This is a genomic window from Xenorhabdus entomophaga (assembly GCF_037996725.1).
Taxonomy (GTDB): domain Bacteria; phylum Pseudomonadota; class Gammaproteobacteria; order Enterobacterales; family Enterobacteriaceae; genus Xenorhabdus; species Xenorhabdus khoisanae.
On record NZ_JBBMXH010000103.1, the window covers coordinates 1 to 15675 of the forward strand.

At 40.9% G+C, this 15675-nt stretch carries 14 protein-coding genes and 2 pseudogenes; 12 read left to right on the forward strand and 4 right to left on the reverse strand.

Annotated features, from left to right (window positions below; genetic code table 11):
• Window positions 1-109: 109 nt before the first annotated feature.
• From AAC854_RS17905 to AAC854_RS17935, 7 genes are all read left to right on the forward strand, one after another.
• The gene (locus AAC854_RS17905; RefSeq protein ID WP_340618315.1) at window positions 110-337 is read left to right on the forward strand and encodes a hypothetical protein; all 228 of its coding nucleotides are present in this window, start codon (window positions 110-112) and stop codon (window positions 335-337) included.
• Window positions 338-548: 211 nt separating this feature from the next.
• Window positions 549-1433: an IS982 family transposase gene (locus tag AAC854_RS17910; protein ID WP_340618316.1), complete on the forward strand. Its 885-nt coding sequence runs from the start codon at window positions 549-551 to the stop codon at window positions 1431-1433.
• Window positions 1434-2031: 598 nt separating this feature from the next.
• Entirely contained in the window at window positions 2032-3789 is a 1758-nt protein-coding gene (locus tag AAC854_RS17915) for a type VI secretion system baseplate subunit TssF (protein ID WP_340618317.1), read from the forward strand.
• Window positions 3790-3842: 53 nt separating this feature from the next.
• Window positions 3843-5876: a type VI secretion system tip protein TssI/VgrG gene (tssI, locus tag AAC854_RS17920; RefSeq protein WP_340618318.1), complete on the forward strand. Its 2034-nt coding sequence runs from the start codon at window positions 3843-3845 to the stop codon at window positions 5874-5876.
• 5 nt (window positions 5877-5881) lie between these two features.
• The gene (locus AAC854_RS17925) at window positions 5882-6691 is read left to right on the forward strand and encodes a DUF4123 domain-containing protein (protein ID WP_340618319.1); all 810 of its coding nucleotides are present in this window, start codon (window positions 5882-5884) and stop codon (window positions 6689-6691) included.
• Window positions 6691-6924 carry a hypothetical protein gene (locus AAC854_RS17930; RefSeq protein ID WP_340618320.1) on the forward strand — a complete coding sequence of 78 codons (234 nt, stop codon included), beginning with the start codon at window positions 6691-6693 and terminating at the stop codon, window positions 6922-6924. Before AAC854_RS17925 ends, AAC854_RS17930 begins: the two co-directional genes overlap by 1 nt.
• 97 nt (window positions 6925-7021) lie before the next feature.
• Complete coding sequence (locus AAC854_RS17935) at window positions 7022-7627, forward strand: DUF2515 family protein (protein ID WP_340618321.1); 606 nt, start codon at window positions 7022-7024, stop codon at window positions 7625-7627.
• 284 nt (window positions 7628-7911) lie between these two features.
• On the opposite strand, the gene AAC854_RS17940 is transcribed toward AAC854_RS17935, so the two are convergent.
• The 3 genes and pseudogenes from AAC854_RS17940 to AAC854_RS17950 form a co-directional block, all read right to left on the reverse strand.
• On the reverse strand, window positions 7912-9369 hold the full coding sequence (locus AAC854_RS17940) for an SIR2 family protein (protein ID WP_340618322.1): 1458 nt from the start codon (window positions 9367-9369) through the stop codon (window positions 7912-7914).
• Window positions 9369-9959 (reverse strand): TIR domain-containing protein, encoded by a 591-nt coding sequence (locus AAC854_RS17945; RefSeq protein ID WP_340618323.1) that lies wholly within the window; start codon window positions 9957-9959, stop codon window positions 9369-9371. The genes AAC854_RS17940 and AAC854_RS17945 overlap by 1 nt, the downstream gene beginning before the upstream one ends.
• A gap of 112 nt (window positions 9960-10071) precedes the next feature.
• A pseudogene (locus AAC854_RS17950) lies at window positions 10072-10468 on the reverse strand (IS1 family transposase); the annotation flags it as partial.
• A 273-nt stretch (window positions 10469-10741) separates the two neighbouring features.
• Between AAC854_RS17950 and AAC854_RS17955 the strand changes: the two are divergent.
• From AAC854_RS17955 to AAC854_RS17975, 5 genes are read left to right on the forward strand one after another with little or no spacing between them, the layout of a single operon-like run.
• Entirely contained in the window at window positions 10742-11827 is a 1086-nt protein-coding gene (locus AAC854_RS17955) for a thymidylate synthase (RefSeq protein WP_340618324.1), read from the forward strand.
• Window positions 11824-12378, forward strand: a complete 555-nt coding sequence (locus AAC854_RS17960) for a P-loop nucleotide/nucleoside kinase family protein (protein ID WP_340618325.1) — start codon at window positions 11824-11826, stop codon at window positions 12376-12378. The genes AAC854_RS17955 and AAC854_RS17960 overlap by 4 nt, the downstream gene beginning before the upstream one ends.
• Window positions 12371-13375, forward strand: a complete 1005-nt coding sequence (locus AAC854_RS17965; protein WP_340618326.1) for a nucleotide kinase domain-containing protein — start codon at window positions 12371-12373, stop codon at window positions 13373-13375. Before AAC854_RS17960 ends, AAC854_RS17965 begins: the two co-directional genes overlap by 8 nt.
• A 55-nt stretch (window positions 13376-13430) precedes the next feature.
• Window positions 13431-13922 (forward strand): TIR domain-containing protein, encoded by a 492-nt coding sequence (locus AAC854_RS17970; RefSeq protein ID WP_038195797.1) that lies wholly within the window; start codon window positions 13431-13433, stop codon window positions 13920-13922.
• The gene (locus AAC854_RS17975) at window positions 13916-14581 is read left to right on the forward strand and encodes an Nmad2 family putative nucleotide modification protein (protein ID WP_340618327.1); all 666 of its coding nucleotides are present in this window, start codon (window positions 13916-13918) and stop codon (window positions 14579-14581) included. Before AAC854_RS17970 ends, AAC854_RS17975 begins: the two co-directional genes overlap by 7 nt.
• A gap of 89 nt (window positions 14582-14670) precedes the next feature.
• Here the strand turns inward: AAC854_RS17975 and AAC854_RS17980 are convergent.
• A pseudogene (locus AAC854_RS17980) lies at window positions 14671-15564 on the reverse strand (IS256 family transposase); the annotation flags it as partial.
• Between the last annotated feature and the right edge of the window lie 111 nt (window positions 15565-15675).

Sequence of the window (15675 nt, forward strand, 5' to 3'; positions counted from 1 at the left end):
AGAACACAAATGGAGTGGGGCAAAAGCGATAAGAAGACAAAAAAGATGTTCAGTTGATGAGTTGTTCACCGAGCACATCGAATGTGTCAGGTTATGTTGATTCTGCTATATGGAAATGCTAAAACGTGAAGATGCGGAAGAAATGCTTTATCAGCTACTCAAAAGAACATTAATACACAAGAGTGATATTGATGATTTAATGGATTCGGCAAGAACCCATCCATATGGTATTCCAATGAAAGGGATACGCTATAGGTACGATAAAATGGAAAAAAGAGAATTAACGAAAGAAGATTGGGGTATGCTTGAAACATTGATGCATTTTTATGGACCTTAGCAATAATTGATTAAAAAACCGAGAGGCTCCCCATGTTCTTTTCGGTTTTGATCTTTTTAAGCGGGGCTCACCCACTGGTTTCACGCTGTGGATTTATGAAAGCGACAGTCGCTTTAGCTAACCCGAATTCTGGATAAGACATTGACGAGAAGCCTGTTCCAGGAGCAAAGTTTTGGTGCACACCAAAAACAGCTCCGAGGTGGAACAGGCTATGGACAAGTTAGTTGAAATTTTCTGCGATGTCGACGATTTTTGTCGTCTTTTCATCCCTCAATGGGAACAATTTTGTCTCGATAGCGGGCATCGTTTACGTCGCCGACAAGGCCATATGTATCCCAGTGAAATCATGACCATTTTGATCCTTTTTCATCTGTCGCATTACCGTGATTTTAAAAATTTTTATCTAGAACATATTTGGAAATATCACCATAAGGATTTTCCAACCTTGGTCAGCTATCCTCGTTTTGTCAGTGTGGCACCTTCCGTTTTGGTGCCACTATGTAGCTATCTGACTCAATTAAAAGGGAAACCCACAGGCATTGCTTTTATTGATTCCACCCGTTTGAGTGTCTGCCATAACATTCGCATCCCTCGACATAAGGTCTTTGCGGGGATAGCAAAGCGCGGAAAAAATTCAATGGGCTGGTTTTACGGTTTCAAATTACACTTGGTTGTCAATCATCAGGGGGAAATTCTAGCGCTTAAAGTGACTGCGGGTAATGTGGATGATCGGGAACCTGTTCGTGAATTATCAAAAGAATTAACGGGTTCTCTTTACGGTGACAAAGGTTATCTCAGCCAGGAATTGGCGGACGATTTAGCCAAAACCGATGTCACTTTCATCACGAAAAAACGGCGCAACATGAAAGCGTGCATGCAAGCTGAGTGGGATAAGATAATGTTAAAAAAGCGTTTTATTATTGAAACGATTAATGGGCAATTAAAATTGATTTCTCAGATAGAGCATTCGCGTCACCGAAGTATAAAAGGATTTATGTTAACCGTTTTAGGTGGACTGATTGCTTACTGCCTTAAATTGAAAAAACCATCACTGAAAGTTTTCTACTTAGAAGAAGATGTTCCAATGATGGCTTAAGCAGAATTCGGGTTAATTATTTTGGCGTAGAAAAATTGTTCACTGAGTATTTCAGACAGTGATCGTGATAAGTATGAACCGGATGAACAAAAGTCATCCTGTTATTCATTGAAGATAAAGGAAAATAGAGTTTATGTTGATATGAAAGATCAGTGCATGACCTAATGTTCACTACACTTGATTGACAATATAAAAACACCTTTTGGGCGTATTTTTAGTTTAAGAGACCTTCATTGCCAGACGAGGGTTTAGGTGTCTTGACAATATCTGCTTCCAAAGGTGGGCAGATGTACCGCAATGCTTGCTCTCCCTTTCAGGCTACAGGAGTTTTATTTCGCCGCTTAACGCTGATCTTTTCAGGCATCAGATCATTTTTTGTAGAAAAAGATATTAGCGGTTGGGTGGGAAAGAGTCAAACCGTTAATGATTCCTGTCAGCCTTATTTTTGCCTGAATTCTTGTGCGTATTCCGCTATTTCCCCATATTCTGCCAAAATCAGGTGAAAACTCCATCTAATTGGTTAATTAATTTTACTGATGAATGTGTACAATAAATTAACCTGCTGGATAAAAAAATATAACATAATAAAGTCAATATAATGATAAACAACAAGGAATCTCTGTACCTGCAAGAACGTGCTTACCTGCGGGAGCTGGCACAGTGCATCGCGAAAGACTCGCCGCACTTATCCGATTTTCTGACCGCATCCTACGATCCCGATATTCAACGTGTTTTTGAAGCTTTTGCGTTCCTGATTGCCAATCTACGGGATAAACTGGACGATGATTTTCCTGAAATTATCCTCGGCCTACTCTCGCGTATCTGGCCATTAGCGTTGTGTCCTATTCCTCCGACAACGATATTGCAGTTTACGCCTGCTGATGGCGAGCATCAGGGGACGGCCGATATTCCGATCAGAACGTCGGTATCTGCCAGTCTCAACGGACAGTTGCTCGATTTTAAAACCTGCCGCTCCCTGCATATTGAACCGTTGATTGTGCAACATCGCACGGTGAAAAAGAGTGGTACTCATAGCGAAATTATTCTGACGCTATGTCAGACCGGTTCCGTGTCTTCGGTATGGCAAAGCGGATCACTGACCTTTTTTCTTGGCACCGATACAGGGAGAGCAGCTCAGCTTAGCCTGTGGCTGGATCAGCATATTTGTGACGTCAGTTTGAACGCACAAGGCGAACGGCGGAAACTCAGTGCGTTTCCTTATGGCTGGCATAGTCTGCTTGACGAGCCGTTGCTACCGATGCCTAAAAGTACCTATTCCGGCCTGCAACCGTTGGTGGAATATTATGCGCTGTCCGAACTTTATAATTTTGTGACACTGGATATCAGCAAGGAATGTGCCAAAGTACCGCTGAATGACGATGGCACATTTGAGCTGATCCTGCGCTTCGAAGGTGAATTGCCGCTGAATGATGTTGATGGGGCATTTTTGTTAGGCTGTGTGCCTGCCATTCATCTGGAAAACCAAACTAGCCTGCCCATTCTGCTGGAAACGGATAATCACAGTTACCCGGTGCCGCTGGGTGAATCGGTACGATTATTCCGATTGCGCGAGACTCAGGTAGTACAACAGCCTGAAGATGATGAACAACGCGGTATACCTTATCGCTGGCTGCCGATTGAGCAGTTTGCACCAGCCGGGTATTTCCTTGATGATGACCAACAACCGGATTATTTTTACTACCAGATTCAGACCACGCAGGATTTTCTGAGCAAAACTCAGCACCGGCTGAACTTTTTTGATTTGACCGGTAAACCCGCCAATAACTTACCGACTATTGCAATCGCGTGTCATCTCACCGGCTACCACGAACAAGCGCTGACACTGCCACAGGGAGCGCTCACGGTGACGCAGGAAAGTGCGCCGCCTCATCTTGATGTGCAGAATATCACTCCGATCAATACCGATTATCCGCCGCTGCTACAGGGAAAGAGTGGCTGGCCGTTGCTGTCCTGCCTCTCCAGTCCGCCGGTGATGTTATTTGCCACCGACAGCCTGAAACAGTTCCTCCGTCTGTTTGACCCACATACCGAGACAAATCGCCCGCTGAGTCGCCAGTTCCGACAACATATTGAGGGCATTGTGCGGGTCGAAGAACGCCTGACTGACCGGATGCGGATGGGACGACCGGTTCGCGGGTATGTTTTAGCTTTCACTCTGAACCCGGATTGTTACCGCAATGCTGGCGAAATGTACCGCTTCTGCCGTTTAATCAATCAGGCACTGTCCTGTTTTATCAGTCAGTCCACCTTTGTCATGCTGGAAATTTTTACTCCGGACAGTCGCAATGTGCTGTGGCAGTTCTGGCATGTCGACGGCTTACGCCCGGAAATGTAACACATTGAAGTATTAAGGAACGCAGGCCAATAAATCAGAAGGAAAACATCAAGATGAAAAGTGGATTACGTTTTATCTGCCAAATCGCAGGCGTGCCGGAAGACACCTTTGCAGTCGGCGAATTTTCCCTGCAAGAGGGGTTATCAGAACTGTTTACCCTGAATATGACGTTAGTCAGAGCCGGTAATGCAAATCCGTTTAAACCGCAGGCGGAGATTGATTTAACTTCTCTGCTGATGCAGGAAGCAGTGTTGCAGGTCTTTAACGGTACAACTGAGCAACGCAAAATCACCGGCATCATTTCCCATGCTGACTGGGTCGGTACTGATGGCAATAAAACACGGTATGCCATCACTGTGCGCCCGGCCTGCTGGCGTCTGACATTAAATCAGGACAGTCGGATTTATCATCAGCAAAATGTCCCCGCTATATTAAACAGCTTGCTGAAAAAGCATCGGGTGAAAGCCAATTCCAAACTTTACGATACGCATCAGGACAGGGAATATGTGACCCAGAAACGCGAATCCGATTATGCGTTTTTCAGCCGGTTAGCGGCAGAAGAGGGAATTAGTTTTTGGTTTGAGGATGAAACGCTGTTTTTCAGCGACAGCCATCTGGGGATGACTGCTGGATTACCACTGCAATACCAGCCACAACCGGAAACGGCCTACGGTGTTGATACTATTTATCAGGTACGACTGGGTGTCGGGATGAGCCCGCAGCGCAGCCTGCACAAAGATTACAATCCGGAGAACCCGCGCTATCACCTCTCCCATATGTACAGCAGCAAAGGCTTCCGCGAATTCGGCAGCCAGACCCCTTATACCGTATTTGAAAGTTATGGCCGTTTTCAGAAAGACGCTGCCGCCAAACCGTTTTTGAAATACCGTCAGGAAGCGCAGGATAACCAGAAACAAACTGGCAGTGGCAACAGTAACTGCATCAAACTGCGGCCGGGCAAAATCTTCGAGATAAAAAGTCATCCCCACAAGCCGCTTAATGTGCGCTGGCAGATTGTTGGTATCAGTCACCACGGACTCTGCCCGCAGGCACTGGGCAGTGATGCCGGAGAAGGTACGACACTCAGCAACCAGTTCAGTTTTATCGATGGTCTTGCTGACTGGCGTCCACCGTTCCACTACAAACCCTTAGCCGATGGTGATGAAACCGCGATGGTCGTTGGGCCAGAAGGTGAAGAAATCTTCGTCAACAAAGACGGCGCAATTAAAATACATTTTCACTGGAACCGCTATGATCAACCGGATGATGGCGCTTCGTGCTGGGTACGGGTGGCTCAGGGCTGGAACGGTAACGGTTTTGGCTTTATGGCGATACCGCGTATCGGGCAGGAGGTGATTATCTCTTACCTCAACGGCGATATTGACCGTCCGATAGTCACCGGCTGTGTTTACAACGGCCTGAACCGCCCGCCACTGGATTTACCGGCAGAAAAAACCCGCACCACGTTTAAAACCAAAACCCACAAAGGCAAAGGTTTTAACGAACTGCGTTTTGAAGATGCCAAAGGCAGTGAGGAAATTTATTTCCACGGCCAGAAAGATTTTACCGCCCAGATTGAAAATGATGTGCTCTGGCATATCAAACACGACCAGAAGAGCCGCATCGATAACAACCGTTACCACGATATCCGCGCCGATGACCATCATCAGGTCGCCGGTTCACGCAAAATCACCACTGAAGGTGATGTATCCCACCGGATTGCCGGTAGCCAACATATCCAGACCGGAGATGCCACCGTAATTGACAGCGGACAGGAAATTCACCTAAAAAGTGGCGGTAAGGTGGTGCTGGAAGCTGCAGCTGAAATCACGCTGAAAGTGGGCGGCAGTTTTCTGAAAGTCACGCCAGCTGGCATTTTGTCTTCAATGATTAATGTCGGGCAGGGTTCAGGCGGCAGTGGGCGCGGAATTTCACTGCAATTGCCGGAAGGCGTCGCGCCATTCTCACAAGTAGGGCAACTCCCGATGGCGGAAGCGCTTCCGGCCATTGAATTTCCGGTGAAACCGGCTTGTGCTGTACTGGCACAAGAGGATGCCAGTTTAGTCATTAAACCTGTCAAAGAGTAAACACAATGGAAAGAGTTATCACGATGGAGAGCACCGATTCCGCAATAAGCTGGCAAGCCTGGCTGAGTGAACCCAATAAAGCGCCCGTATTTTTTATTCTCAATTCACTGGCTAAACCGGATCCTGTAGAACCATTTTACCATCATGACTGGGTTGAGCAGGCATTTCCGCTGTATAGCGGTACCCCGATGCGCAATATGTTGAAACAGAGTCCATGGCTGGTGCAGCCGAAGGCTAATCAACTCTCTCAAATAGGGAAAGCACTGGATCGCCATGCACTCAGTGACAACAGCTGGGGTTGGGCTTACCGCAGTCATACACCGTGGCAGGAACAACTTAGGCACTGGCAGCAGCGGCAATGGGTCATGATGAATGGCGAACCGGTGCTGTTCCGCATGATGGATGCACGGATATTTGGCGCACTGGTGCCTGCCTTTACGCCCAGCGACTGGTCACTGATGCTGTCGCCTGTCACAGAACTGATGATAGACAGGCCGCAACCGATGCGGTTTTGCCGTCCCGAACCGTGTAGCGAAGGTAACAGCGAAATCCCGTTTACATTGGGTGATCACTTGCTGGCAGTCTGGTTACGCTCTCCCTACGGACTGAAAGTGTTAACCAGTTCACTGTATTGTGATTTATGGGAAAACCACGGCGCGATGGCGAAGCAACTGGATAAGCCTGAAGGCAGCTTAGAGCTACGGATTGAACAGTGGTTGAGACAAAAACTCGACGCCGGACAGCGTATTGAAAAAATATCCAGTCGGGATTACCTACTGGCGATGGAACAAGAAAAAGAACAGGAGAAAGAGTGATGAGTGATGAGAGTTCGATTTATGGTCATAATTGCCAAGAAATACTTAAAAATGATTTACACATTAAACTTGTCAGAGACTACACCAATGAACCTATAGCTAATGTGCCTTACACGCTGACAAATAACAAAATGGTGCATTCGGGAACGAGTGATAGTGATGGGATAAATCTTGAAAAAGGTTTAACAAGTATACCCTTTACCGTCAAAATTAATCCGTCTGAGTCAGTCTAACGATTGTGCTTCATAAAAATATGGTTGAGGCGAATGATGGATATAAACAATTTAATAACGAAATGATATTAAACCTATTTTAATCAGGAAGACGTAAATGACCGAAGTCTTTAAAAAACATAAATACGATGGCATGGAGTTGTACAAAAGCACTCAATCAGTGGCCGCATGTGACTGTCATTTCGAAGAAAAAGATGGAAAACAAATTAAAGTCATTGATGTACCGATACTCACCTGTGAATGTGTTTGGCGCAGATATCAGAAAGAAGCCGAAGAGATTGTCGCACCGGGCGGTAAATTAATCACCGATCCCAAAGAACGAAACAAACGTATTAATGCAGCTTACGCTAAAATATGGTTGGAAGATGACCGTTTCCAATGGGCAGGTCTTGCTGCTTTCGCTTCTAAGCAAGTGGGGTGTGGTTTGTTGCATGCCTCTAAGATGAACGAAAAGATACAAGCTCAAAGTGACACTAAAAAGCGTGTGCTTAAGAGCACAATAGAAGTTGACACATCATGGCAATCGGACTGGCCAGTTTACCCAAAGCCGATGACTGAGAGTGAGAGTGCAAATATTGCTCATGCTATGGAAGAACATAAGCAAGCAAGAGAAAATAATCCTCTGTCATTAATTCCCGACATCCGTCTCAGGGCGGGACTAGTAAATAAATATAACATTTTGAATATATTTAATTTATTTTAATTATATTATTTTATGCCCCCTTTTATGCCCCAGAGTTTTTTTGCTTCTTGAATCTGTATATTTAAATGACTTTACTTTTCTATGTATTTTTTTGCTCGCTTTAGGGCAAAAATATGCCATGATCTCAGTGCGTAATGTTTAGAGAAAGTAGTATCAACTCTAAATGAGTGTATTACAGTCAGGGACATGGGTTTTCAATTTATAACAGATTGTGGCTAATTTTGAACACACTTGCAAAGCACTATACGGATATTGATGTATCCGTATAGTGGAATAGTAAGACATTAAGTTTGTTTTTGAAATTTTGAGGCAAGGTCTATAGCTGCAAGAAGACTTGATAAGAGAGTTTCAGGATCGTCTGTTGTGTTGTTTAATTGTTCAATATACTCCAAGAATGCTGCATCAGCTTGGGGATAGTATTTTGTGTAATCAGCTTTAATAGACTTAAATATATCTTGTGCAGCATGACCACTTGCCCCAACTGGAATTACAACAAGACCGAGATTATGTGCAATTTCAAATTCCTTGATGCATCCATCGGCTACAACGACCTTATCACCTTCGCTTTTGTTACCCATGAAGAAAATTGCAATACCAGCATAACCAATAACTTCTTGACGGTATTGTCTCCATATTCTTTGCCGTTCATCTATCTCTTTGATGTATTGCGGAAATGGTCTCATTATTAGATGATCAGCAATACTATCACCGTGATTTTGATATACCTTCTGAATAGCCCCTGTAATCAAAGCATTTCCAATGCCTAAACCGATTCCTGATGAAATACGATATCCTTTTTCAATCGGGATATGCCCTAATCTACACAAAAATCCTTCAACTTTAGTTCGTGTCCAAGGTTCAAATACATGAGCACTCCCGGACAGAAAAATGGTATTACATCGATAAGTCATTTCGATTCGCCTCAAAATCGTAGCTATCTGGTCGTAGCTGTCGATTAAGAGAACTTTGACTTGGAACCGCTTCAGATCGTTAATGACTAGTTGTTGTTTAATCTCTGCATGGTTAAAGTCTTCGTCATTGTCGTAGTCTGTTCGACTACATGTTTTAAATATGCAGTAATGCTGCCGTTGATGTTCATTAAAATGAATTCGAATTCGACTCATAACATAATCGAGATTCGGATCAGTAAAACTAAAGCCAAGGAAAAGAAATGTTTTTGATATTAGATCACCACTTAATGCATTGATGAAAGGCCCAAATGACATTTGGTAACGTTCATAGTCATCTTTCGTTATTACAGCTTTATCTGGATGGTCGATATCACCGTGCATTTTGTAGACAACTGCATCTCGCTTTTTTTTAGTTATCGCTAGTTGGTTGGTTGTGTATTTAACATCTGGGATTTTCCCTGCCTGCTCTAGTGCTTTTTCAATAAGCTTGTCATAATTAGTCGTCCAATATGTTGAAATCGGCAATCGAGCGAGAATATTATGGTTGATTGTTGGTTCTCGGCTTACCCCTATTTCATCCATCAATTGCTGATTAAGTTTTCCCCTACCATTCGCATTATTGTGATATTGAGCAAGACTCACTAGGTCATGTTCGCGTTCAATATCGATTCCCAGCTCTTCAGCTAATGGGGTTAACAGTCGCTTCCAGTTTACATAACCAGCAGGTACGGATAGACCTGCCCCAGCAAATATTGCGGCGTTATTCTCGTTAAGCTCTTTAACGAAGTCTCTTATAAAGAGATCTATAGGTTGGTTATTTAAACTTGCCATTAACCTTCCACCCAATCAGAGAAATTGTTGTAACCATCATTTTCCACCCAGTTGTATACAGCTTTAAGCTTAGATAGCTGAATGCATTTGCCTCGATATTCAACAGGTGCTAGATTTTCCAGTCGGTAGCTTGCCGAACCATCAATTTGAGTATACGGATTCCATTTACCATTTTTCCATTCAAGCATTGTGACTGTTTTACCTGACTCACTCCACTCCACAGCAAGATAATCAAAAGGATTTTTTCCAAGCTCTTTAGTGGCACTGTCTTTGCCTTTGATGCTATTGATGTGAACCCCTAGTAGATTGTTTTCTCGTTTAAAGCTTTTAAAGATTTCATAACGAACCCATGGGCGGAGGTAAGTCTGAGATCCAATCAAAACGCACGTGGTACTGGTATTTGTTAGCCCTCCATTGATAAGACGTTTTAATTCAATATCGCCTTTTTTCCTTGCTTCTTCCCAGATAGATGCATCGAAGTAACCTGCTTGCTCTCTATTTGGTTTCATTCTCCAGTGATTGCGCACGACATTTGCTCGAAAATCGATTACATCTTGGTAGTGAAAACTGAAAAATACTCGCTTTTCCATAGTTAGTCTCATGATTTTATTACACTTATAAAATCCATGTTGGGCTGCGAAGCCTTAAAAACAAGTATTAATGTTAGATTTATTTGAAGCTTGAGAAGTTGTATCCATTAACAAAACACGATGTGCTTATCTGTTTCTCATTAGGTTCCCAGGCATACCAGAGCCAGCGCTGATTCTTCTTGTTACCGACAAATGACCATTGTTCATCAATTTCACAGATAATTTGGCTTTCACTTCCCGCCAGAGGCCTTTTAATTTACTGTTTTTGTTCAAATTTTTTAACATGCGAAGCACTGTGTTGATGCCCACCTTCAGGACACGAGCGGTGTCTCTGATACCGCCGTTATTCACTGCCATACTCTCAATCTGGTCTTTAATTCCGGGTTTGCAGGTTTGGTAGGTATAGTTTAGTTGAAAGGTTTTACGGCAGGCATAACAGTGATAATGCTGGTGTCCACTGCTTCCTTTTCATGCCCTTTGACCTCCTCTGATTTGTGGCAGTAACGACATTACAGTTAATTCATTAAATTATGTGATAAGTAGTAGGCAATTATGCAATTAATCTCTTCCCCAACACCAACTGCACGTATATGATAACTGTAAAGTATAAAACTGAGAGCAATGTAGAGCTAATAACTTTCTTAAAGGTTGTTACGTGTTATAGAAGAAAATTATTTATGAGTTAACAGCAGCCTTCTTAACCCACATTACAATAATGCGAAATCTATGAAAACACTCTATCAACTAAGAAAATGTCTATTTCATAGCATGAGGTTTTGTTTATGCACGTCGTTTACGGAGAAACTATTAACGATGTAATAATGAAGGTCCTAGAAAAAGTGCTCACTGAAGGTGTCAGAGTATCTACTAGGAACGGGGATGCGGTAAGTATCTATGATGTCAGTATGATCTTGCGGAACCCGAGATCAAGGCATTTAAGTTTAGTTGGCCGAAAAAACAACATATTCTCCACTTTCGCTGAAACTATGTGGGTTCTAGCTGGTGACAACAGGATTAAACCATACCTAACTTTTTTTCTCCCGAGGGCACCCGAGTATTCAGATGATGGTGTTATTTGGCGAGCAGCTTATGGAGAGAGGCTATATGCCTATGGACAATTAGAAAATGTTATACAACAGTTCAAAGAAGACGGAATCTTTACTAGACGTGCAGTCATTAGTTTATACATGCCCGACAGAGATACTAATGAAAGTCTCAGAAATGTATACAATTTAGAAAATAGTTTAGATATACCCTGTAATAATTTAATACACTTCTTTATCACTCCAGACAAAAAGCTAAATATTAAAATTATTCAAAGAAGTGGAGATCTGATATTTGGTGTAAGTAATATAAATATTTTTGAATTTAGCTTACTTCAAGAAATGGTACTTTCCATATTGCAAAGAGAAGTTGACAGCCAAATACAGTTAGGATACCTGCATCAATCAGTCACAAACCTACATATTTACGAAAACAGAATACAACAAGCTGAAGAAATATTAAAAAAGAAAGAGCAACAAATAATAAATCTCATAAATAATGATGAAATAATATTCCCTCCATCAGTACCTGGAACAAAGTTTTTATTTAATGATATAGTTTCATTTCTAGAGAAAAAAATAACATCTGAACCTACCAAAATAAACACAATTAATAATGAATCTGAGGGGTTAAAGGATATATTCTATAAACATTTTGTAAAAACTGAGGGCAACTTACTTTGGGGATACGCAGAAGCAACTTTAGCATATATTTTTCAAGAAAAATTTAATCAACCAATCGTATTAACCACCAAATTAAGTGATGATTTTAACTTAAGTGTAAGTTCAAATCATTTTAATAAAGTCACTAAGGAAAATATATGAAAATTGCATTTATGGGGGTGTCAGGTAGTGGTAAAGATTTCCTAGCCGATTATTTAATATCAAATCACAATTTTATTAGATTATCATTTAGCGACCAACTTAAGAAATTAGCCAACTATATTTATCCATGGATGGAAAAAGACTATCCTCCTGAAGAAAAAATGTTACCACTAAATATTACGTTACCTACAGGTGAATCCATCCATCACTCCCCCAGAGATATATGGCTAAACCTCAACAATCTAAGAAATATTGAAGAAAAAATATTTATTAGAATGCTCTCAGAAGAGATAAAATTCTTGGAAGAAAATGGAAAAATTAAAAAAAATATAATCATTACTGACATAAGGTCTAATGAAGAGTTTTTATGGTGTAAGAATAACCATTTTACTGTGGTTTATATCAACAGAAAAGACAATGATTATGAGAATTATGATATTGACAAGCATATAAGTGAAAATAAAACAAAAGCAGATTATCAATTTAATAATGATATAATAGGAATAAATAAATTTAAATCTTTCTTAGAAGAGGTATTATTCTGTGAATAGTAAAAATGATCAACTTTTTTGTAATGTCAGAGAAAAGAAAATAAAAAACGCTAATCCTAGTTTGAATGAGGATGTTATTAAGGAATGGTTTCATCATCAACGAGAGCGAACATCCATATATTATAAAAAAGAAATACTTAACCTTCCTCCTTTTTGGACAAATGACGAAATATTGAAGAAGTATAAATTTGTAAATACGAAAAGAATATGGGATAGAGAAACAAAGTGGTTATTAAAAAATGTAATTAAAAATAATTATGTAACTTATGATAATAAGCTTCTTAATTCATTTTTGTTTAGAGTTATAAACAAAAGTAGCACCTTAACGAAAATTAACGCTCCTTTTGACTTCTCAAGAATGAGTATTGATTACATCAATACAACAATCAGAGAAAAAACTCACACTATACATATAACAAATCCAGACTATGTGTTTTTTAGTGCCGCTTATATTTTAGGAGGTCCTAAAGTTAGTTTTGGAAGATTTCTAGAAGTAGAGGAAGGTATAACTGAAAAAGATATGGTTCTTAGGATGATAAAGTTTGTGTTTTACAACCAAGAAAAGATAGTAAAAGGAATCAAAGTAGCGACGAATCAACTTGAAGTATTTAATCATCTTAAATCATTCCCTGGGATTGGGGACTTTCTTGCATATCAGATATTTATAGATTTTACATACATAGCAGTTTTCCCTTTTACTGAGATGAACTTTGTTGTTGCAGGCCCCGGATGTGAAAGAGGGATAAATTGGATTTTTTCTAACAGAGATGGAATGAATAGTGAAGAGTGTTTGTTTTGGTTTACAATGAACCAAAACAAAATTGCAGATAAGTATAATGAAAAATGGATCATGGATGAAATTTTTCACTTTCTACCTAAAGAAGAAAGAATCTATACTCTAATGGATATGGAGAACAGTGGCGCATGTGAAATTGACAAAAGATGCCGTACTAAGTTTAGTAACAAAAGACCAAAACAAAAATATCATTACCAATGACAATAATAACTTGAGATTATTTTGATATAACCAATCTCTTAGAAAAGGTTTAGAAATGACTAAAGAAATTAGGAAAAACGTCTTTGTTAGTCATCATCACAAAGACGATGCTAGTGTTGATGGAATTTCACGTTTAGCTGCTACAAAGGGTTATCAACTAAGAAATAGTTCTGTAAGAATGAAACCTGAAAACCAACGACGAGTTGAGGAAAAAAAGGTTAGTGATAGAACAATAGCGCGTTTGCTGAGAATGAAAATGAGATGGGCTAGTCAAGTTATAGTCGTTATCGGCAAAGAAACACATACAAGACCTTGGGTAAACTGGGAAATTAAAGCAGCTCATCAACTTGGAAAACCAATCATAGGTGTATATGAAAATGGTTTAAAAGGAGATGTCAAACTACCAGAAAATCTCGAAAAATATGCAACCTCTATCGTAGGTTGGAGAGGTGACTCCATTATCAACGCATTAGAGGGTAAGACTAGCTTTCAAAATCCCGATGGGACAGAACGAGATAAAATCCAAGGTAGGAATGTTGTATGCTAATCGAACCAAACTCTCATCTCTATGCCTATGCGATAACACGAGACTTCGGTTTTGCCCCTAACCCATTTCAAGGCAGGTGTACGTTGGCTACATGCAAACCTAAAATTAGGCAGTCTGCTAATGTAGGTGATTGGGTTTTAGGAATTGGTGGAGCTAATTTAAAACTAGTTAAAAGGAATTGTATTCTTTTAATGAAAGTTACTGAAAAAATTAGTTTTAATGATTATTGGAAAGATCCTAGGTTCTCTATCAAAAAGCCAGTTCGAAATGGGAGTCATGTACAGATGTTGGGAGACAATATCTACCATCACGATGACAACGGTGAATGGATACAAGAAGATTCACACCATAGTAATGCTGATGGTTCATTTAATATGACCAATTTAGAGCGTGATACTCGCTCTGATCAAGTATTGATTTCAGAACATTTCTATTATTTTGGAGATAAGGCTGTTGCAGTAGACTTAGAGTCAATTGGATATCATAGGAAAATTAGAGACTATATAAAAATTCGCTTAGATGACTGTATACCTGCTATTAATCTTATAAAAAAAATAGATCTTGAGTATCGAGGCGATAAAAATTTAGTCATTTCCGATCCATGTCAATTTTCTGATTTCTATAAGCGTGTTGATCAGAAAACTGGAGAGTTCTACTGAATATAAGAAGGTGATAGAGAGGCTCACTAGAGCCTGTAATGAGCTTTGGCAGACCTTGTTTAGTATTTTGTGTAATCGCCATTTCATTTTTAAAGGTGGCCGTTTAGGCGGTCACCGAATTCAATCAGAAATCGACTCATCGCAATACGCCAATCTTGGATCGGCATCGTCCATTTTTTAGAGGCGGCCTGAATCGCCAGCCAGACCACTTTTTTCACGGAATTATCTGACGGGAATATTTTGCGACGTTTGATTGCATGGCGGATCACGCTGTTCAGGGATTCTATTGCGTTTGTTGTATAGATCACTTTTCTGATTTCAGGCGGATAAGCAAAGAATGTTGATAAATTAGGCCAGTTTTCCCGCCAGCTCTTACTGATTTGAGGATAACGCTCATCCCACTGTTGGGCTAATGCCTCTAAAGCCAGTTGGGCGGCTTCTTCTGTCGGCGCCTGATAAATTTGTTTCAGATCTTTCACCACCGCCTTCGCGTCTTTCCAGGATACATAACGCAGATTATTGCGGAGCATGTGCACGATACACAGTTGAACTTTTGTCTGTGGGTAAACGGTATGGATAGCTTCAGGAAAGCCTTTCAATCCATCGACACAGGCGATGAAAATATCTTTCAATCCCCGATTATTCAGCTCTGTCAGCACATTGAGCCAGAATTTTGCTCCCTCATTTTCCGCAATCCACAGACCCAACAGCTCTTTATGTCCTTCAGTATTGATACCTAACGCGATAAAGACTGATTTATTGATAATCTGGTTATCCTGACGGACTTTGACCACCAAACAGTCGAGATAAACAATAGGATACAGGCTATCCAGTGGGCGATTTTGCCATTCCGTGACTTGCTCTTTCACCGCCTCGGTCACTTTGGCAACCAATGCGGGTGAAACATCCGCATCGTACAACTCTTTAAACGCACCCGCGATATCACGGGTCGTCATTCCCCGGGCATATAACGCTAATATTTGGTAAGCGCCTAATTAACCCCACATACCTGACTGGTTAATCTTTTGTCATAGTGTGTTTTCTTTTATTGAGAAGGGGAACCACCATGACATTGACTGAAAAACAACAGCACT